General features: G+C 68.7%; 17 protein-coding genes. 8 read left to right on the top strand and 9 right to left on the bottom strand.

Going from position 1 to position 19,424, the window contains the following annotated elements; genetic code table 11:
- The first annotated feature begins 6 nt into the window (after positions 1-6).
- The gene (locus ACQPYM_RS01215) at positions 7-2,592 is read left to right on the top strand and encodes an FtsX-like permease family protein (RefSeq protein ID WP_433013381.1); all 2,586 of its coding nucleotides are present in this window, start codon (positions 7-9) and stop codon (positions 2,590-2,592) included.
- A gap of 35 nt (positions 2,593-2,627) precedes the next feature.
- On the opposite strand, the gene ACQPYM_RS01210 is transcribed toward ACQPYM_RS01215, so the two are convergent.
- Positions 2,628-2,792, bottom strand: a complete 165-nt coding sequence (locus tag ACQPYM_RS01210) for a hypothetical protein (RefSeq protein WP_433013378.1) — start codon at positions 2,790-2,792, stop codon at positions 2,628-2,630.
- Between the two features lie 25 nt (positions 2,793-2,817).
- Here ACQPYM_RS01210 and ACQPYM_RS01205 point away from each other — a divergent pair, with 25 nt between their 5' ends.
- The gene (locus ACQPYM_RS01205; protein WP_433013375.1) at positions 2,818-3,348 is read left to right on the top strand and encodes a CGNR zinc finger domain-containing protein; all 531 of its coding nucleotides are present in this window, start codon (positions 2,818-2,820) and stop codon (positions 3,346-3,348) included.
- A 43-nt stretch (positions 3,349-3,391) separates the two neighbouring features.
- Positions 3,392-4,006 (top strand): bacterial proteasome activator family protein, encoded by a 615-nt coding sequence (locus ACQPYM_RS01200; protein WP_433013372.1) that lies wholly within the window; start codon positions 3,392-3,394, stop codon positions 4,004-4,006.
- Between the two features lie 3 nt (positions 4,007-4,009).
- On the opposite strand, the gene ACQPYM_RS01195 is transcribed toward ACQPYM_RS01200, so the two are convergent.
- Positions 4,010-4,822, bottom strand: coding sequence for an HAD family hydrolase (locus ACQPYM_RS01195; protein ID WP_433013369.1), 813 nt, complete (start codon positions 4,820-4,822; stop codon positions 4,010-4,012).
- Between the two features lie 553 nt (positions 4,823-5,375).
- Between ACQPYM_RS01195 and ACQPYM_RS01190 the strand changes: the two genes are divergently transcribed.
- On the top strand, positions 5,376-5,930 hold the full coding sequence (locus tag ACQPYM_RS01190; protein ID WP_433013366.1) for a WhiB family transcriptional regulator: 555 nt from the start codon (positions 5,376-5,378) through the stop codon (positions 5,928-5,930).
- Positions 5,931-6,104: 174 nt separating this feature from the next.
- Here ACQPYM_RS01190 and ACQPYM_RS01185 read toward each other — a convergent pair whose 3' ends face one another.
- A complete protein-coding gene (locus ACQPYM_RS01185) occupies positions 6,105-6,896 on the bottom strand; it encodes an HAD family hydrolase (protein ID WP_433013363.1) in 792 nt (263 codons plus the stop codon).
- Complete coding sequence (gene serS / locus ACQPYM_RS01180; protein ID WP_433013360.1) at positions 6,893-8,167, bottom strand: serine--tRNA ligase; 1,275 nt, start codon at positions 8,165-8,167, stop codon at positions 6,893-6,895. Before serS ends, ACQPYM_RS01185 begins: the two co-directional genes overlap by 4 nt.
- Positions 8,168-8,260: 93 nt before the next feature.
- Between serS and ACQPYM_RS01175 the strand changes: the two genes are divergently transcribed.
- Entirely contained in the window at positions 8,261-9,853 is a 1,593-nt protein-coding gene (locus tag ACQPYM_RS01175) for a diacylglycerol kinase family protein (protein WP_433013357.1), read from the top strand.
- A gap of 45 nt (positions 9,854-9,898) precedes the next feature.
- Here ACQPYM_RS01175 and ACQPYM_RS01170 read toward each other — a convergent pair whose 3' ends face one another.
- The gene (locus ACQPYM_RS01170; RefSeq protein WP_433013354.1) at positions 9,899-10,417 is read right to left on the bottom strand and encodes a DUF4446 family protein; all 519 of its coding nucleotides are present in this window, start codon (positions 10,415-10,417) and stop codon (positions 9,899-9,901) included.
- Between the two features lie 97 nt (positions 10,418-10,514).
- Between ACQPYM_RS01170 and larB the strand changes: the two genes are divergently transcribed.
- Together larB and larC are read left to right on the top strand one after the other, a co-directional pair.
- Positions 10,515-11,243 (top strand): nickel pincer cofactor biosynthesis protein LarB, encoded by a 729-nt coding sequence (gene larB / locus ACQPYM_RS01165; RefSeq protein ID WP_433013351.1) that lies wholly within the window; start codon positions 10,515-10,517, stop codon positions 11,241-11,243.
- The gene (larC, locus tag ACQPYM_RS01160; protein WP_433013348.1) at positions 11,240-12,661 is read left to right on the top strand and encodes a nickel pincer cofactor biosynthesis protein LarC; all 1,422 of its coding nucleotides are present in this window, start codon (positions 11,240-11,242) and stop codon (positions 12,659-12,661) included. The genes larB and larC overlap by 4 nt, the downstream gene beginning before the upstream one ends.
- Positions 12,662-12,723: 62 nt before the next feature.
- On the opposite strand, the gene ACQPYM_RS01155 is transcribed toward larC, so the two are convergent.
- Positions 12,724-14,271 carry a DUF2029 domain-containing protein gene (locus ACQPYM_RS01155; RefSeq protein WP_433013345.1) on the bottom strand — a complete coding sequence of 516 codons (1,548 nt, stop codon included), beginning with the start codon at positions 14,269-14,271 and terminating at the stop codon, positions 12,724-12,726.
- Between the two features lie 161 nt (positions 14,272-14,432).
- A complete protein-coding gene (locus tag ACQPYM_RS01150) occupies positions 14,433-15,206 on the bottom strand; it encodes a glycosyltransferase (protein WP_433013342.1) in 774 nt (257 codons plus the stop codon).
- Positions 15,207-15,499: 293 nt separating this feature from the next.
- On the opposite strand from ACQPYM_RS01150, the gene ACQPYM_RS01145 reads away from it, so the two are divergent.
- Complete coding sequence (locus ACQPYM_RS01145; RefSeq protein WP_433013339.1) at positions 15,500-16,690, top strand: arginine deiminase; 1,191 nt, start codon at positions 15,500-15,502, stop codon at positions 16,688-16,690.
- A gap of 673 nt (positions 16,691-17,363) precedes the next feature.
- Here the strand turns inward: ACQPYM_RS01145 and ACQPYM_RS01140 are convergent.
- Entirely contained in the window at positions 17,364-17,918 is a 555-nt protein-coding gene (locus ACQPYM_RS01140; RefSeq protein ID WP_433013336.1) for a hypothetical protein, read from the bottom strand.
- 395 nt (positions 17,919-18,313) lie between these two features.
- Positions 18,314-19,282 carry a DUF5926 family protein gene (locus ACQPYM_RS01135; RefSeq protein ID WP_433013333.1) on the bottom strand — a complete coding sequence of 323 codons (969 nt, stop codon included), beginning with the start codon at positions 19,280-19,282 and terminating at the stop codon, positions 18,314-18,316.
- Positions 19,283-19,424 lie beyond the last annotated feature (142 nt).

The following is a 19,424-nucleotide window of genomic DNA, read 5'->3' as shown; positions in this document are numbered from 1 at the left end:
CGCTCGGTGGGGAGAACTCTGCTCATCGCCGCGCTGATCGGCGTACCGGTGTTCGCGGCGTCGTGGATCGGGTTGATGTCGGCGGCCGGCGATCCGACCGGCGAAACGCTGGCCCGGCAGGCGATCGGCGAAGCGGATGCGCGCGTCACCGTGACGCCGTACCCGAAGCTGATCCCGTGGACGGACCGGCCGAGCCTGGACGGCAATCTGCCAGGACTTCCCGAAGGTGTCGACCCGGCGGGGACGCGGGACGCCGGCAAGGTCGATCCGTCGAAGCTGCTGCCCGCCGGCAGCACGACGGCTCGAGCGCTGCAGGAGGTCAACAACGTCGAGCTCCGCGGACCACAGGCGAACCGGAGCGTCCGGCTGATCACCGGCGACGGTCAGAGCAAGCTGACCGAGGGCACCTTCAAGCTGGACAGTGGCCGGATGCCGGGCAAGCCGGGCGAGGTGGCGGTCTCCCCCTCGCTGGCGAAGTACCTCGACTTAATGGACGGCGAGCAGCTGAAGCCGGGCGCGACGCTGACCACCGCGACCGACCAGAAGTACTCCGTGGTCGGCCTGGCCCGGAGCTTCAACGAACCGAACCGGCAGACCGTCTACGCCGGCCCGAACACACCGCTGGCGCTGCCCCAGCCCGGTGCGGAGATCAGGTATCTGGTCGATCTGCCCGCCGGGACCGACGCGGACGCACTGAGCGACCAACTCCTCGACCAAGGCCTCATGTTGTTGCCTCGGGCAAATGTCGTCGACCCGCCACCGACGACGATGGGAGGCTCGCAGGACGCCGGCGCAACCGCGGTGATCGCGCTGGTGATCGGTTTCGGCGTCCTGGAGATCGTGCTGCTGGCCGGTACGGCGTTCGCGGTCGGCGCCCGCCGGCAGACCCGCGAGCTCGGCCTGGTCGCGGCGGCCGGCGGAACCGCTCAGGACATCCGCCGGATCGTGCTCGTCCAGGGCGCCTTCATCGGCCTGCTCGGAGCGGGCGGGGCGGTCCTGATCGCCGTTCTCGCGACGATCGCCGGCCGGCCGTTGTGGGAGAAGATGCTCAACACGCTGATCGTCGGCGTGAACATTCCGTGGCGGATGCTGGTGATCGTCGGCGTCCTGGGATTGCTGGCCGGCCTCGCCTCCGCGGTCGTCCCCGCCGTGAGTGCCGGACGCATGGCTCCGATGGCTGCACTCAGCGGACGGTTCGCCTCGGCGACCGGGGTGATCCGGTTGCGGAAACCGGCGATCGTCCTGGTGGCCGGCGGAATCGTCTGTGCGATCGTCGGCAGTGTCTGGATGGCCAGTGTGTTCGCGCAGGCCCAGAAGTCGGTTGCCGCGCAGGCGGAGCCCTATCGGGCCACCGTCACGCCGACCGGTCCGATCGCCCTGGTCCTGCTGGGCATCACCGCGGTGATCATCGGACTGGTCTGGCTCCTGCCGAACCTGGTGGGCAAGGTGGCGAGCGTGGCCCGCTTCCTGCCACTGAGCGGACGGCTCGCGCTCCGCGACGCGGCCCGGCACCGGCATCGCACCGGCCCCGCGGCCGCCGCGATCATGATGTCGGTCGGCGCGACGGCGGCGATGGCGTTTGCGATCTCCAACTCGATCGCGGCCGAATCGGCCGACTACATCCCGGACGCCATCCACGGCGATGCCACCCTGCCCTTCGCGGGCACCGTGCCCTATTCACCGGTGACGGTGGAGAAGGTCGCCGGCCTGCTGCCGACCAGGAAGACCTATGAGATCAGCACGATCTCGCTGCCCGGCGCCAAGTCGTCGGGCGAGTACACCCCTTCTCTGTCGGTCACCACCCCGCCGGGAAGTGGGACCTGGGGATTGCCGTTGATGGTCGTCGATCCGGACTACATCGCCCGTTTCCCGGAGTACGGGGCGAAGGCCGCGGCGGCGATGCGCGCGGGCAAGATCGTCCTGCCCCGGCAGGAAGGGCTGACCGACGGCAAGGTCAAACTGGTCGAGGACAATCTCCAGGAGGACCCCAAAGGGCAGTTGCACGCGGCGGTGGTCGTTCCGTCAGCACCCAAGACCGCTCAGGTGTCGGCCTCCGCGCTGATCAGCCCGGAGGCCGCCCGGAAGCTCGGCAACCTCCGGCCGTACCGGGTGCAGTACGAACTCAAGCGCGAGCCCACGGACAGTGAACTGGCAGCGGCGACCAAGCTGCTCGGGCACGAGGACGTTCTGAAGGTGGAGAAGGGATACGAGAGCCCGGCGCGGTTGTGGTTCATCGGCCTGATGAGCGCGGCCACTGTCGTCACGCTGCTCGGCGTGGCCATCTCGGTCTCGTTGTCCGCGGCCGAGGGACGCGCGGACCTGGCGACGTTGGCAGCGGTCGGCGCTCCCCCGCGACGTCGGCGCAGTCTTGCCGCCGCCCAGGCCTGGGTGCTCGGCGAGCTGGGATGTCTGCTTGGAGTGGGAGTCGGCGCCCTCTACGGCTACACCGCGCATGCGGCCTTCGGTTCGCCGTACTTCGCGATTCCCTGGCGTGAGATCGGCGGCATCGTGCTCGTCGTTCCTTTGTTTGCGGGACTTCTGGCCTGGTTGCTGACCAGGTCCCGGCTTCCGATGGTCAGCCGGGTCGACTAGTACTGCGAACCGCTGCGCCTGGTTGCCCTAGGCACCTACTTGGCGACTCTCGCCAGGTCGGGATGGGCGACCGGGTGCAGCGGCGTACTGGTCACGCGCCACTGGCCGCACGCGCAGTTCTGGTAGCTGAGCAGTCCCTCGCTGACGGGGTGCGAGGACGCGACCCGCCAGCTGTGGCGATGGTCTTCTCTGGTGGTCATGAGTCCATCGTGCTGTAATGGCATTGTGCATCTCAACCCTTACGGCGCCGACGCGGTCCTGCTGGCCGTGAACCTGACCCTCAACCCGGCCACCACCCCGGCCGAGCTGGCCGAGCGGTGCGAGGAGAGCGGCGTCGAGAGCCGGCTGGTGCGGAACCGACGCGTGACGGCCGCCGACTTGGCCGCGGTACGGGTTGCGTTGGACGAGTGGCTCGAGGTTGTGGACGCGCCCGACGAGCAGAGCCGGGTGCGGTTGATGAACGCGATGCTGGCGAAGTACACGGAGCATCCGAGGCTGACCAACCACGCCGGTGACGGCTGGCACATGCACTACCGACCGGACGACGTACCGGTCGGACGACTGGTCGCCACCCTGATCAGCACCGGTACTGCGCTGCACCTGGCCGGCCGTGGCATCTCGCGACTCGGCCGCTGCGCCACGGACGGCTGCGACAACGTGTACGCCGACCTGTCCCGGGGCGGGCGGCAACGCTATTGCAGCCCTGCGTGTGCGAACCGCGACGCAGTGCGAAGGCATCGCTCGAAGACCTCCTGAGGCCGTCCAGGAGCCGTGACCGCGACGCACCTAGGATGGGGGAATGAGCGAGAGCGAGCAGCAGGAGGCCCGGGAAGTACAGATGACCGGCGCCCAGACCGAGGACGGCAAGATCCTGATCGTCGGTCCGGACGGCATGGCCGTCGAGGGACCGCCGCGCGAGCGATCCGAGGACCACGACGACGAGCCCCGTTCGGTGACCGAGCTGGTCGAGCAGCCGGCCAAGGTGATGCGGGTCGCGAACATGATCCGCCAGCTGCTCGACGAGGTGAAGGCAGCCCCACTCGACGAGGCCTCCCGGCAGCAGCTGCGGTCGATCCACGAGGCGTCGATCAAGGAGCTCGAGAGCGGCCTGGCTCCGGAGCTGGTCGAGGAGCTGGAGCGACTCAGCCTCGACTTCACCGAGGACAGCACGCCCACCGAGGCGGAGCTGCGGATCGCGCAGGCTCAGCTGGTCGGCTGGCTGGAGGGCCTGTTCCACGGCATCCAGACCGCGTTGTTCGCCCAGCAGATGGCCGCTCGCCAGCAGCTGGAGCAGATGCGCCGCGCACTGCCTGGCGGCCAGCAGATGCCGGCGAGCGACGACGGCTCCCCGTTCCCCGGCCCCCGCCCACCCGGCACCACGGACGGCCCGGGCAGCGGCGGGATGTACTTGTAGTTCTTAGAGGTCGAAGAGTTCCTCGAGGACGGTGGCGACACCGTCCTCGTCGTTTGCCGGGCAGACGACGTCAGCCATCGCCAGTACTTCGGCGTGCCCGTTGGCCATCCCGTACGACGTACCCGCCCAGGCGAGCATCGGCAGATCGTTCAGCGAGTCCCCGAAGGCGATCGCCTCGTCGGCCTTGATACCCAGGTCGGCGGCGAAGTCGGCGAGCATGGCCGCCTTCGACACCCCACCAGCCGAGATCTCCACCAGGCTGTGACCGCCACTGTGGCTCGCCGTCACCCGACTCCCGGCCACTGGCGTGATCCGCGCCAGCAGGTCGTCGGAATGCCAGCTGGGATGGCGAACCAGCAACTTCGCGGCCGGTTCGGACAACAGCTCCTCGACCTCCGCGACCAAGGTGTCGTCGGGCGTCGGCCACCGATTGAGATAGCGCGGCTCCTGTCCGTAACGGTCCGGTCGCTCGATGGCGAACTCGACCTCCGGGATCTCCGCCCGGATGGCCAGCGCGACGTCCAGGGCGACCTGCGGATCGATGAGTGAACTGCGGATCGCCTTGCGCTGAACGACGTCGTACAGAATGGCGCCGTTGGCAACGATCGCGACACCGTGCGCGCCGACCAGGTCGGCGAGGTCGTGCAGCCAGCGCGGTGGCCGGGCGGTGACCATCACGAACTGGGCGCCGGCTTCCTGGATCGCCAGCACCGCGGCCTTGGTCCGCGGCGAGATCGAGTGATCACTGTGTACTAAGGTTCCGTCAAGATCGGTCGCGACCAGACGCGGCGGGCGGACTACTTCGGGGATGCGCACCCGACCACCGTAACGCCCGGCAAACGCGCCACCTATACCCCTTCGCGGGCCGCGGCGCAACCATTTGGACATCGCTTTCCGTGCAATCTGATTGACCGTTGAACAACGTCATCAGACCGTTACGGCAGGATGCTGCAAAGGCAGCTAGTTCCCATGCGCTGCAGGGTTTGCGCGTGATTTCATGCGGTGGCCAGTGGGAACCGGAGGCGATTCCTTCGCGTCGTAGGCCTGTTCCGGATCACGGGATCTGGCGCAGCCTCACCCCGGCAAAACCATCGGCATATCGATGTGGAATTGGGTGCAACCAAATCCACGTCCGCAACGTCAACAGTTATGGATCGGTGCGTCCCGCGCCGGGACGACACGGGGTGGGTCGGCAACAGATCGGTCCATCAGCTAGTGGGCTCGAGTGTTCGAACGTCATTCACCGTTCGTTCACGCGGGTCCTGGAACTTGGGGAGCCACGATGATCGTCAACAGCGCCAAGATAGCGGGGCAAGGGAGCAACGGCTCTCGTGCGGCTGTCGACACATCTTCCATCACGGAGGGGGCCATGACGGGCTGCACTGCACGCACGGACATCTTCCAGCACCGGTTGATGGAAGAGCCGCCGCCTGCGTCAGCAACCCGGCGGACACGGGAACGCTACGACCAGCTGGTCCGGGAGGCCAAAGCGGTCTGCGCGTCCTGCCCGTTGTTCACCGACTGCTTGTTCAGCGCCGTTGCCCAGCACGATGTCAGCGGCTTTGTCGCCGGCACCACCGCTGCGCAGCGTCGCTCGATGCGGAATCTGCTGGACGTCGAGGTCCAGGCAGACGACTTCGACCAGCTGGCCGGAGCGCGGGGCACGCGCCGGCCGGTCAGCCACGAAGAGGTGCTGCGACTGCGGACGCAGTACCCCAACGACAGCCTGGAGTCGCTGGCGATGCGACTGGGATGCTCACTGTCGACTGTCAAGCGCCACCTGCGCAGGGCTCGTCGTGGGCAGAGCCCGGCGGCCAAGGCTCCGCGCCCCCGCCCGGAGGTGAGCGCCGTCCTGGACGCGTTCGACGCCGTGGTGGACCGGCCTTGCCAATCGCCTCGTCCCGGCAGCACGCGCGTCGCCTGACCACTGATACTCGGCCCGCCAGCGGACTATCAGCACGTCGGTCAGACCACAGCCGGACTTCCACAAAAGCCCGGAACCCCTGCTGGTGCAGGAGTTCCGGGCTTTTTGGTTGCCGCGTGAAACTATCTCCGGTGGCTATTCGATCAGGATCGAACAGTTAATTCCCGGTGTAGTTCAGAAATAACGATTGAGTACCGCCGCGACGCCGTCGTCGGTGACCGATTTAGTTACCTCGTCGGCTTTCGCCTTGACCTCGTCCGGCGCGGAACCCATCGCGATCCCGAGCCCGGCGTAGGTGAGCATCTCGATGTCGTTGCGGCCGTCGCCCATCGCCAGCAGATCGGTCGGTTCCACCCCGTACTGCGCCAGCGCGACCTTCAGCCCGGTGCTCTTGTCCACGCCCTCGGGCGCGATGTCGAGCCAGGCCGTCCAGCCGACGAAGTAGCTCACCCCGTGCAGACCGAGCCGTTCGGCCAGCTGGACGAAGTCACTCTCCGACTGCTCCGGGTCACGGATGATCAACCGGGTCACGGGTTGCGGCGCCAGCTCGGCGTCGGTCACCACCCGGACGGTGGCGCCGGTGCCGAGGTCGCCTTCCGGGAAGGGCGCGGTGACCAGGTAGCTGCCGTCGTACTCCTCGACCGCCATCCGGGCATTCGGCGCGTGCTCGCGAACCGACTCGATCACCGTCCGCGGATCGAAGGTCCGCTCGTCGACCACTTCACCTGTGGGCATCCGCAACGTGCGTGCACCGTTGCTGCAAACAACCAATCCGTCGGTCAGCCCGAACATCTCGGCGACCGGCCGGGTGGTCTGCCAGGCCCGGCCGGTGGCGAGGATGACGGGCACCTGCGCCGCAGTACGGCGTACTGCGTCGACGACCGCCTGGGAAAGGCGTTCGTCGTGGTCGATCAGCGTTCCGTCGATGTCGAGGGCAACGGCTTTCGGCCGCCAGCCGTCGATCATCCGGCAACCGGTTCGAGAACCTCGCGGCCGCCGACGTACGGACGCAGCGCGGCCGGCACCCGGACCGAGCCGTCGGCCTGCTGGTGGGTCTCCAGGATGGCGACCAGCCAGCGGGTGGTGGCCAGTGTGCCGTTGAGCGTCGCGACCGGACGCGGCTTGCCGTCCGCGTCGCGGTGCCGAATGTTCAGCCGGCGCGCCTGGAAGTCGGTGCAGTTCGACGTCGAGGTGAGCTCGCGGTACGCGCCCTGGGTCGGCACCCACGCCTCACAGTCGAACTTCCGGTACGCCGAAGCGCCGAGGTCACCCGTCGCGGTGTCGATCACCCGGTAGGCCAGTTCCATCTTGTCCAGCATCTCCTTCTCCCAGCCGAGGAGCCGCTGGTGTTCGGCGGCAGCGTCTTCCAGGCTGCAGTAGGAGAACATCTCGACCTTGTCGAACTGGTGGACGCGGATGATCCCGCGGGTGTCCTTGCCGTAGGACCCGGCCTCACGGCGGTAGCAGGACGACCACCCGGCGTACCGGACCGGGCCGTGTGAGACGTCGATGATCTCGTCCATGTGGTAGCCGGCCAGCGGGACCTCCGACGTACCGACCAGGTAGAGCTCGGGCTCTTCCAGCCGGTAGACGTCGTCGTGCGCGTTCAGGTAGCCGGTGCCGCCCATCACCTCGGGCTTGACCAGCGTCGGGGTGATCATCGGGGTGAAGCCGTTCTCCACCGCCTGGGCGATCGCCAGCTGGAGCATGCCGAGCTGGAGCAGCGCGCCGACGCCCTTGAGGAAGTAGAACCGGGCGCCGGACACCTTCGCGCCGCGCTCCATGTCGATCGCGCCGAGCAGCTCACCGAGCTCGAGGTGGTCGCGCGGCTGGAAGCCCTCGGCCTCGAAGTCGCGCGGCTTGCCGATCTCCTCCAGCACGGTGAAGTCCTTCTCACCGCCGACCGGAGCCTCCTCGGAAACCAGGTTCGGCAGTTTGCCGGCCAGCTCGTCGAAGCGCGTCTCGGCCTCGGTCGCGGCCGCCTCGGTCGCCTTCACCTCGGCGGCCAGCGCCTTGGTGCGCTCGAGCAGGGCGGTCCGCTCGTCGCCCTTGGCCTGGGCGACCTGCTTGCCGAGCCCCTTCTGCTCCGCCCGCAACGACTCGAACGCCGCGATGGACGATCGACGCTCACCGTCGGCCGCCAGCACCTGGTCGACCAGGTCAGTACTCTCGCCGCGCTTGGTCAGGGACGCACGGACGACATCGGGGTTCTCACGGAGCAATTTCGCATCGATCACACGTGAAGAGTATCGGGGCGTGTCAGCGGGGGCGAAGTGTATTGGGGATGATGAGCTGGCACCAGCGGATGACCAAGGGGGAAATGAGCGGGTATGAACCAGCATCCACCTACTCATGTCGGTCGTGCGCTGACGGTTGTCCTGGGTGCGTTGCCGTTCACCGTGATCACCCTGCTGGTCTTCCAGGACTGGCCGCCGTTGCGCCGCTGGGACGAGTCCGTGGCCGCCCGCGCGGCGGAGTACGGGCAGACCCATCCCAACGTGGTGGACGTCTGGGAGGTGATCGGCGCGATCACCACGCCCTGGGTCTGCCGTGGCGTCATCCTGGCTGTCGCGATCTACCTCTGGCACCGGCGAGCTCGGCTGCTGACCGTCTGGCTGATCGTCTCCGCGGGCGCCGAGCTGGGTCTGGTGCAGGCGGTCAAGCACATCTTCGACCGGGCCCGGCCCGCGCAGATGCTGGGCGAGGCCGACGGCTGGGCCTTCGTCTCGGGGCACGCGACCGCAGCGTTCGTGATGGCCGGGGCACTCGGAGTGGTGTTGCCCTCCGTCCGCGGGTGGCGGCGCCGCTTCCGGCTGCTGGTGGCGCTGCCTACGATCGCGGTGGTCTGGTTCGCGTCGGTCGACCGGATCGTGCTGAACGTGCACTGGGTCTCCGACGTCCTGGGTGCCTGGGCGCTCGGACTCGCCGTCCTGACCGCCACCTCGATCGGGTTCGGGCTGCGACCCGGCCTGCGGCGACGGCGCCGTCGTACGCCGGCTGACGAGAGCGGCGCGGCCGAGGCTCCGCGGGCAGCCGTCATCGTCAACCCGATCAAGGTCGGCGACGGGGTCGCGTTCCGGCGCAAGGTGAACCGGGCGCTCGCGGTCCGGGGGTTCGAGGACCCGCTCTGGCTGGAGACCCGCGAGGACGACGCCGGCAACGCGATGGCCAAACTGGCGATCGAGAACGAGTCCGACCTGGTGCTGGTCGCCGGGGGTGACGGGACGGTACGGGTGGTGTGCGCCGCGTTGTCGCACACCGGCATCCCGGTCGGGGTGATCCCGGCCGGCACCGGCAACCTGCTGGCCCGCAATCTTCACATCCCACTCGACCTGGACGACGCCTTGGAGCGCATCCTGGACGGCCGCGACCGGCGGATCGACCTGGTCAAGGTGTCCGGCGACGGCCTCGACACGGACCGTTTCGCGGTGATGGCCGGCCTCGGGCTGGACGCCGCGATCATCACCGGCGCCCCACCGATCCTGAAGGCGCAACTCGGCTGGACGGCGTACGTGGTCTCGGCGGCCAAGAACATCAACCACCCGTCGGTGAAGGTCCGCATCGTGCTGGACGACGACGAACCACTGGAGCGCCGCGTCCGCACCGTCGTGATCGGCAACGTCGGCATGCTCCAGGCGAACATCCCCCTCCTCCCCGACGCCCGCCCCGACGACGGCCTGATCGACGTCGTCATCATCGCCCCCCGCCGCGTCACCCAGTGGCCCCTCGTCTTCTGGCGCGTGATGACCCGCACCAAGCGCACGGAGATGTACCTGGAACGCTTCACCGGCCGCAAGGTAGAAGTCACCGCCGCCGTAGACGTCCAACGCCAACTGGACGGCGACGGCATAGGCCCCGGCCGAACCCTCACCGCCGAGGTAGACCCCGGCTCCCTAGTAGTCCGAGTCCCCAAACGCCGCTAACCGGTACATAGGCGGCCCGAAGCTGCCTCAGGTAAGCGGGTGGGGTTACTGGTGTTCGGGGGTTTCTCGGGGTTGGGCGGCTTCTTTGCGGAGGGTTTCGATGGCTTCTTCCTCCTCGGGGGACAGCTTGGCGTCGCTTTCGAAGGACTTGACCTCCTTCGCGTACGACCGCGCGTCGTTCCGGCTGTTGATCGACGTCAGCACGACCCCGTCACCCTTGTCGTCCAGCAGCGCCATCGACCACGACAGCCGGCCCCCCATGTCGCCGTACGCGTCGTACCGGACCACCGCGAGATGCTGCAGCGTCTCGCGCAGCTCGCTCCGCGCGTCCTCGAGCTCCTTGCTCAACCGCCGCAGTTCCGACTTCACCGTGCCGGGCTTGGCCTCCGGCTGGCTCGTCTCGGCGGGCTGGACCTGCGGCTGAGCTTGCGGCGCGACAGCGGGCTTCGCCCCGGCCTTGGGCGCACCGGTCTGCGCCCTGAGCGCCTGAATGGCGAACACGAGGGCGAGCACCGCCACGAACAAAGCGGCGATCCCGAAAGCACCGGCTAACGTCGAAGACACGACGGCAGCCTAATGGCTGCGTCATCAGGTGGCTGCGCTGAGTGCCCGTCCGGGGTCCGAAGCGGCGAATCGCGGCAGGCCCACGTAGATTCGCGGCGTGACTCATTTGCCTGACCAAAACCCCGGCGGCGGCCCACTGCCCGGAGTGCACGACCTCGGCTACGCACGCCTCGACACCGATCGCCTGGACCGCACAGGCGACGCAGAGGTGGTCTACGGCGCGGGGAAGACACCGGAGCAAGTAGTGGAGCTCCTGCAGACCCTGCACCAGACCCACCCCGGCCACGCCGTCCTGGCGACCCGCCTGAGCGTCGAGGCCCAAGCCGCCGTCGCCTCCGCCCTGCCGCACGCAGTAGTCGACCAAGTCGGCCGTACCGCGGTCCTCGGCGCACCCCCAGTACTACGAGGCACCGTCGCCGTCGTCGCAGCCGGTACGTCGGACGCTCCGGTGGCGGCCGAAGCTGCCACGACTGTCGGTGTGTTCGGCGCCAACGTCGACCTGATCACCGATGTCGGCGTCTCCGGCCTGCACCGCATCATGAGCGTGCGCGAACGCCTGAACGCCGCCGACTGCCTCATCGTGGTCGCCGGGATGGAAGGCGCGCTGCCGAGCGTCGTCGGCGGGCTGGTCGGCGTACCGCTGGTCGCAGTACCGACCTCCGTCGGGTACGGCGCTTCCTTCGGTGGCATGGCCGCGTTGCTCGCCATGCTCAACTCATGTGCGCCCGGCGTGACCGTGGTGAACATCGACAACGGTTTCGGGGCCGGTGTGTTCGCTGCCCGCGTGGCGCGGCGCGCTGCACCGACGGAGGTGAAGTCGCAGTGAGGACCGCCTGGATCGACTGCGCGGCCGGCGCCTCCGGCGACATGCTGCTGGGCGCCTTCCTGTCCGCCGGAGCCGATCTCGACGTCGTCAACGCCGCAGTCGCCGCCGTCGACCCCTCGCTCTCGGTGACGGTAGACCGCACCAGCCGCCACCAAATCGCCGCCCTCAAAGCCTCAGTCCGAGTAGCCGGCGAACTCCACCCCGAAAACCTCCCCGACAACCTGGGGCCGGCTGCTGCCGGCAGCCTGGAGAGGGAAGGCGAAGCCGAAGAGGGCGGGCCCGCTGGTGACGCGGCCGTCGCCCACCCCGAAGCTGCTGCTGGCAATGGCGCTGCGACCCAGGGCCTCGGCGACACCGGGCACGGGCATAGCGATGCCGGCCACGGTCATGGGCACGGGCATGACGATGCCGGGCACCGGCATGGGCAGGGGTCTGAGGTTGGAGGGCCTACGCGGACGTGGGCTGAGGTTCGGCGGTTGATTGAGGGGGCTGGGCTGGCGGAGGCTGTGCGGGAGCTGGCGTTGGACACGTTCGCCCGGCTGGCTCGAGCCGAGGCTGCCGCGCATGGCGTGACGCCCGACGAGGTGCACTTCCACGAGGTCGGCGCGCTCGACGCGATCGCGGACATCGTCGGGGTCGCCGCCGCCTCCGTTGCGCTCGAACTCGACCACATCGTCGTCTCCACGATCGCGCTCGGTGGCGGTCGGCAGGTTCGTGGGCAGCACGGCGGCATCCCGGTTCCTGGCCCCGCAGTACTGGCTCTACTTTCCGAAGCTGACGCGCCTGTCATCGGCGGCACCGCGCCGTACGAGATGACCACGCCGACCGGCGCCGCTCTCCTCGCCTCGCTGGCCGACGAGTTCGGCCTGCTACCGGCGATGCGAATTCAGCAGACCGGTGTCGGAGCGGGCGGGCGGGACCCGATCGAGGTGCCGAACATCGTCCGCGTGATCGTCGGTGAATCCGTCGGACGCCCGGCCACCGAACTCGTCTACGAGACCAACGTCGACGACCTCGACCCGCGGATCTGGCCGCAGGTGCTGGCGCGGCTGATGGAAGCCGGCGCTGCGGACGCGTGGCTCACCCCGATCCTGATGAAGAAGGGCCGGCCGGCGCACACCCTGTCGGTCCTGGTCGGCGGTGCGAACGCCGAGGAGGTCCGCTCGGTGATCCTGTCCGAGACGTCCGCGATCGGCCTGCGCGAGTCGGAGGTGCGCAAGCACGCCGCCGACCGCGAGTTCGCCAGCGTCGCGGTCGACGGTCAGCGGATTCACGTCAAGATCGCCCGGTACGGCGGTCAGGTGGTCAACGTCCAGCCCGAGTACGACGATGTCGCCGCGGCCGCCGCGGTCCTGAAGAAGCCGATCAAGACCGTCCTGGCCAAGGCCATCGCAGCCGGCCACGACCTCTGGAGCTGACCCGATGTCTAGAGCCGAGGCGATCGGTCGTGTGGGCGCGGCCATCGAGGGGTCGCGGCGAGCTAGTTCGCCGCGGCCTTCTCGGTCTCGGGTCTGGACTTACGTCGTGGCCAGTCGTACGGCCACCACTGGGCGCCACCGCGCCGGGCCCACACGATCAGCCCGATCAGTACGCCGAGCTCGATCGCGGGGCAGATCGTGTCGCGCAACCGGGTGCTGAACCACTCGAGCGAGTCGGACAGGAACGGCGCGACCTGACGCGCGTTCGGATCTCGGCCGGGCACGTACGCGATGGCGAGCATGGTGGTCCGGATGACCATCAGCTTGTCCACCTTCGACGCGGCCACCGCCGCCAGCGCGACCCACGCGATGATGTCGTACCAGGGCAGCGAATACATCGCCGTGACCAGCCAGGCGATCGCGTAGATCGCGGTGTACCGGATGGCCTCGGGCGCCCGGTCCTCCAGATGGGTCCGGGGCAGCAGCGACTTGGGGAAGACCTGGGAGAGCAGGATCGCCACGACGATCAGGCCGACCCAGGCCGCGATCGCGAGCACCGTGCGGACCAGGCCGTTCGGCAGGAAGAGCGTGAAGAAGCTCAGCAGCGCCTTGTGCGGAGTACCGGTCGAGATGAAGGAACTGTTCGACCGGGCCTGCTGCAGCGCCTCGAGGCCGACGACCGCGTAGAGGCCGGCCATCGACAGCGCGCCGCCGAGGCAGAAGATCAGTGCCCTGCGCCGGTCCGCGCGCAGCGACCAGAGCATGGCGACACCAACAAGGCCGATCGACAGCTTGGTACAGCCCGCGACGCCGAGCATGATGCCGGCCCAGAGGATGTGCCGCCGGAACAGCACCAGCGCGATGATCGCGAACATCACCGCGATCGCATCGTTGTGCGCGCCGGCCAGGACTGTCCACAGCAGCAGCGGGTTCGCCAGGGCGAGCATGGCGATCCGGCGGCGGTTGACCAGATCGGGGCCGACCAGCTTCATCAGCAGCAGCCCGGAGATGATCATGCTGACCGCGACGGACAGCTGCAGCATCCAGACGGTGAGCTGCATCGAGTCGCCGCCGACCCAGGACGAGAACCACTGGATCCAGGTCGCGATCGGGCCGTAGACACTCTTCGCGCCCTGCCACGGCCGCTCGGTCGCGGCGATCACCGGGTCGTAGCCGAGCCGGATGGTGTCCGCCGGCGCCGTCGTGTACGGGTTGCCGCCGAGCGACATGATCCGCCCGTACGCCGCGTAGATCAGGACGTCACCGGACGCCATCGGCGGCACCAGCGTGACGGCGGCCGTCGTACCGATGCCTAGGGCAACTAATCGGTTGAGGCGGGGGGCCCAGCCGTTCTTGATCGCCCGGGCGGCCAGGAAGACGCCGTACCCGCCGAGCAGGATGGCGACGTAGATCATCATCGTCACGAGCCAGTCGTTCGGCTTCGTGTCGAACCAGTACGACGGCAACCAGGCGTGCCGGTTGGTCAGCGTCAGCACGACCACTGATGGGCCAAGCAGACCCGCCAGGACGATCAGGGTCGTCGATGCCAGATACAGCCCGACAGCCCTGCGGCCATCCCGATCAGCCGCCCGAACGTCGGCCGCGCTCACCTGATCACCGGCAGAATCGGCGGCATCGCTAGCACCCGCGGCACCGCCAGCACCCGCATCCGTAGCGGCACCGGGCGAATCGTCTCTGGTCAGCTCAAGGCCGGGTTGCCCGGCCGCGGTCGTGTCAACTGGAGCCTTGTCGGCGCCCGTGCCGTCGGTGCTCATCGGCCCGGCCCGGTGGTCGAGCCGCCGCGCGCGGGCAACGCGTTGCGCGCGACCAGCGCCCGCCGTACGTGGAGGAACTGGCGGCCGCGATGCAGCTGGCCGCGCCAGTCGGTCCCGGTCGCGCGATGCCGGACGTCGATCGGCACCTCGATGATGCGGAAACCCTTGCGGCCCAGATCGATGCTCAACGCCGCCTCGACACCGAACCCTTGCGCCAGCGGCAGCGCCGCCTCGAACGCGACCCGGGTCAGACACCGCTGGCCGGACAACGGCTGCTCAGGCGCCCAACCGGTCGCCTGCTCGATCCCGGCCCGAGCCAGCCGTACGACGAAACCGCGTCCGCCGGCCTTGCTGCCATCGGGGCGGACCTGGGCCGGCAACGTCCCGATCGTCATATCCGCGCGACCCTCGGCCACCGGGGCGATCAACGGCTCGGCGCCAGTCGCGGAATCGGCCAGGTCGGCGTCGAGGAACAGCAGGTGCCGCGCCCGAGCGCCGTCCCGCTCCGCCACCGCGGCCGCTCCGGTCTCCATCGCAGCAGCCTTACCCCGGTTCCGCGGATGCCGTACGACGACCGCTCCCGCGCGCTCAGCGACCTCGGCGGTGCCGTCGCTCGATCCGTCGTCGACGACGACCACCAGGTCGACGCCGGCGAGCTTGCGCACCGCGTCGACCGTCGCGACGATCCGCTCGGCCTCGTCCTTGGCCGGGATCACGCACGCGACGGAGCCCTGGACGGGCTCGACGGGAGGCAGATCAGTACCGGACACAGCACCGCAGCCTAGTTGCTCAGCAGCCGATCCCCCGCCTCCGGATCCGGTCCCTGGGGATATCTCGTTCTTTCGACCGATTCCGGGGTTGCCTGTGGACAACTTCGGGCCGGCCGACGGCGATCAGGGCATCTTCTCTGGCAAGACCGAGAACAGCAGGGCGCCGGTGGAGGTGGCCGAGTTGGACTTCAGCGAAAATTGTCGGACAATCAGACAGAATCACGGCATGACCCGCGTCTACCGCGGCGCTGCCGTAGCTTGGTGTGACGGGATCCGGACGAGAGGGCAGACAGATGACTGAGGCGTATGGCGTCGACAGCGAGGTCGGGCCGCTGCGGACGGTGATGCTCCACCGGCCGGGCAACGAGCTGCGCCGGCTCACCCCACGGAACAACGACAAACTGCTCTTCGACGGCATCCCCTGGGTCGGCCGCGCACAGGACGAGCACGACGCGTTCGCCCAGGTACTGCGCGACCGCGATGTCGAGGTGCTGTATCTCGACAAGCTGCTCAGTGAGGCGCTCGGCGACCCAGCCGCGCGGGCCTCGGCCATCACCGGCGCGACCGAAGACCTGCGTCTTGGCGACACCCTGCGTGAGTACCTGCGGGCGAGCCTGGCAGCGCTCGACCCGGTGCAGCTCGCGGAAGCGCTGATGGCCGGCGTGCGCAACGATGAAGTACGGGCCGGTGGGCTGGTCACGTCACTACTCGCGCATGAGGACTTCCTGATCGACCCCCTGCCAAACCTGCTGTTCACGCGGGACTCGAGCGTGTGGATCCGGGACTCGGTCGCCGTGACCTCGCTGGCGATGCCGGCGCGGGTTCGCGAGACGCAGCTGACCGAGCTGATCTACAGCTACCACCCGCGGTTTGTCGGGGCGGGCAAGGTTTACGACCACCAGCTGGAGCACGTCGAAGGCGGAGACGTGCTCGCCCTCGGGCCCGGCGTACTGGCGGTGGGCGTCGGTGAGCGAACCACCCCGGCCGGAGTCGAGCGGCTCGCGCGCCGGGTGTTCGCGAAGGGACTGGCGCATACCGTCCTCGCCGTACCGATCGCCCAGCAGCGCGCGACGATGCACCTGGACACCGTCTGCACGATGGTCGACGTCGACGCCGTACTGATGTATCCGAACATGGCGGAGGAGATGCGCGCCCTCGCCGTCACCGCCGACGGCGACGAACTGCACGTCGCAGAGTCCGAGCCATTCCTGGTCGCCGCAGCCAAGGCCCTCGGCATCGACACCCTGCGCCGGATCGACACCGGCCTGGACCCAGTCACCGCCGAACGAGAGCAATGGGACGACGGCAACAACACCCTCGCCCTCGCACCCCGCGTGTGCATCGCCTACGAACGCACAGTCGAGACCAACGCCCGCCTGGAAGAGTCAGGCATCGAGGTCATCCGCATCTCCGGCTCCGAACTAGGCTCCGGCCGAGGCGGCCCCCGCTGCATGTCCTGCCCCATCCTCCGCGACCCCGCCTAACCAACAAGAGCGGGTTGGTGGGCTCGCGACACCTGCTCCGCTCCGCTACGCCGCCTGCATCGCCGGTGACAGTTGGCGCTAGCGCGCATGACCCGCGGTGGCAACCGAGCCCGTCAGAAGGGCGCCGAGGCGAACGGACCACCGGCGCTGGATGAGCCGCGCCCGGCGCGCTGGTCGGCAGGCTCGCGACGCCTGCTCCGCTTCGCTACGCCGGCTGCATCGCAGGTGAGTACTGGCGCTGACGCGCATGACCCCGCGGTGGCGAAGCAGCGCGTAAGGGTGGCCCAAGCGGCAAACAGACCGCTGGCACTGGATGGGCCGCGCCCGTCGCGGGTGGGCAGCTCGCGACACCTGCTCCTGTTCGCTACGCCAGCTGCAGCGCCAATGAGTACCGGCGCTGACGCGCACGATCCCCGCGGCGGCGAAGCGAGCGCGTCCGGTTGGCACAGACCGGCTAACGGACAACCCTCGCTGGATGAGCCCCGCCCCGCGCGCGAGTTGGCGGGCTCGCGACGACTGCTCCGCTTCGCATGCCGGCTGCATCGCCAGTGAGAGCTGGCGCTGGCGCGCATACCCAGCCGGGGCGAGGCTAGCGCGTGATGCTGGCGGCTGCATATCTGGGGGAATCAAGAGTTGCTCGAGCAGTACGCCGCTGAGCACACCATGAGCTTGTTCAGGCGCGCGTGAGCCCGGACGCCACGAAGACGCGCGGTTGGCCTGTGCAGGAGGTGACGTTCGCGATGGCCGTGTCCACCGAGCCTCCACCGATGAATACGTCGTCGCCCAGTTGGCCGACCACCTGTCCGGTTGCGTCGAGCAGGGCAAGCTTGCCGTTGTGGATGCCGACGCTCCAGCCCAGGGGCCAAGCGATGTCGACGAACTCCTGCACAGTGACGATCGCTCCGTCGACCAGCCTGCTGGCGGCGCAGCGTAGTACCAGGCAGTTTGTCGACGGGTCGATGGCGAGAGTCCCCGAGGCCTGGGCATGTAGGTGCTCGAGGGGCGGTACGCGCTGGAGCGTCAGGCCGGGCAGCAGCGCGTCGGCGTCATGCTCGGCTTCGCGATTCACAAGATCAACTCCCGAGTTGATGGGCACGAGCACACGCAGTTTCCGGGTGACTGCCGGCATCTTCATCATGCCCGCCGCCGGGTCCCGCCGGGTGTGGGAATGGACTTGAGCTGGCGGCAAATAGTTTCCGTTCAGACGCGGTCGCTGTGCGGCGCTCACGGCGAATCGGTTCGGTGCTGACGGCTCGTCCGTTCGACGCTGACGGCTACTGCATTCAGGTGCTGACCGCTTGTGCGTTCGGGAGCGCGGGAGGCCTGTAGGGCCAGGAGTTTGGGGATTAGCACGAGCGCCCGCCAGGCTTGGAGGGCTGCTTAAACGTTCAGCATTTGGGTGGTTGCTGGCGGGAATGTGGCAGCGATTCCGCATTGGAGGCGGTTGCTGACTAGACAGGTACCGGGGGCGACACGCGGAGTGAAAATCGGGGGTTGTTGTCGGGGCCGGTTATGAGTACTCTTCATGCCTAGGCCCAGGCCCTGTTGCTCCCCCGTCAGCAGGACTTGGGCCGTCCACGTTGCCGAAGGCCCGCACTCGTTGAGTGCGGGCCTTCGTCGTGGCTAACGGATTGTCAGCTGACGGCTGGCGAGACCGGCGCGGGCGGCTCGTTCTTCCGTGGTCAGCGGGGCCTCCGAGGCGAGTGCCTTGTCGAGTTCGGCAGCGAACTCGGCGGCCGGCTTCTCCAAGTCGGCGGCTTCGGCGTCGGTCGGGAGCTCCCACACCGGCGCGAGCACGCCGAGGGCGCGGAAGGAACCGATCAGGCGGCTGCCCTCGGTCAGCGCGGACGAGCCGGCGGCGTGCAGCCGGGCCAACGCGTCGAGCAAGGTGTCCTCGGCGTGCGGCATCACCCAGCGCAGGTAGCGGCGATCGCCGATCTGCGTCCAGTACGCCGCTTCGACCGACTCCAGTCGGACGGTCGGAGCAGCAGCCGCGTTCGCGCGCTCGAGGCCGGCCGCCACCTCACCGGTCGGGTCGTCGACGTTCTCGCCGACCCAGTAGTCGAAGCCGTCGTGCACCTTCACGGTGATCGGCTCGGAGGTGTCGATCAGGTCCTGCAGGCGCGGGCCGTCCTTGAGCAGGTCGCCGAGCTGGATCGGGTTGCCCGGCTCGGTCGCGAGGGCCGCGGTGATGGCGTGCGCGACGTCGCGGCTCGGGTCGCCCGAGGAGGCGTGGGTCTGCAGGCCGATCCAGATGGTCTCGTCATCGCGGACCAGGCCTGGCATCGCCATCGGCAGCAGGGTGACCAGGTTGACCTTCTTGCCCTTGTGCTCGCCAGCCAGTGTGACCTCCGCAGTACCGGCGGGGACGATCTCGCGGAAGGCGATCAGGTCGCACTCGGCCGGCAGGCCCTCGAACGGCCGGACCACGAAGGTGTCGGCCGCCTGCGCCTGCTCACGACCGTGGCACTGCTTGAAGCGCTTCCCCGATCCACACGGGCAGGGCTCGCGCGGGCCGACGTCGACCAGGTCGGCCGGATCCAGCGTGACGGTCGTGGTGTTCTTGGCGCGGTTGCGCGACTTCTTTCCCATACCCCGCAGTCTTGCAGTACTCGCCTACCGCCCACCAACCCGAACTGATCCTGACCCGGGGGCCAGAGCGGAGAGCCGGGGGGGCCGGGGCTGGGTCAACTGGCCCAAGGGGCTCAGCAGGGCACGACAGGTGGGTCGCCCG

The organism is Kribbella sp. CA-294648, from assembly GCF_050943845.1.
Lineage (GTDB): Bacteria > Actinomycetota > Actinomycetes > Propionibacteriales > Kribbellaceae > Kribbella.
This window is presented reverse-complemented; position numbering and strand designations above follow the sequence as displayed.

Excerpts from the sequence above, each read along its gene's own strand:
- ACQPYM_RS01210 (WP_433013378.1), bottom strand. The coding sequence starts at position 2,792 with ATGACCACCAGAGAAGACCATCGCCACAGCTGGCGGGTCGCGTCCTCG.
- ACQPYM_RS01200 (WP_433013372.1), top strand. The coding sequence starts at position 3,392 with ATGAGCGAGAGCGAGCAGCAGGAGGCCCGGGAAGTACAGATGACCGGC.
- ACQPYM_RS01190 (WP_433013366.1), top strand. The coding sequence starts at position 5,376 with ATGACGGGCTGCACTGCACGCACGGACATCTTCCAGCACCGGTTGATG.
- ACQPYM_RS01185 (WP_433013363.1), bottom strand. The coding sequence starts at position 6,896 with ATGATCGACGGCTGGCGGCCGAAAGCCGTTGCCCTCGACATCGACGGA.
- ACQPYM_RS01175 (WP_433013357.1), top strand. The coding sequence starts at position 8,261 with ATGAACCAGCATCCACCTACTCATGTCGGTCGTGCGCTGACGGTTGTC.
- ACQPYM_RS01145 (WP_433013339.1), top strand. The coding sequence starts at position 15,500 with ATGACTGAGGCGTATGGCGTCGACAGCGAGGTCGGGCCGCTGCGGACG.
- ACQPYM_RS01135 (WP_433013333.1), bottom strand. The coding sequence starts at position 19,282 with ATGGGAAAGAAGTCGCGCAACCGCGCCAAGAACACCACGACCGTCACG.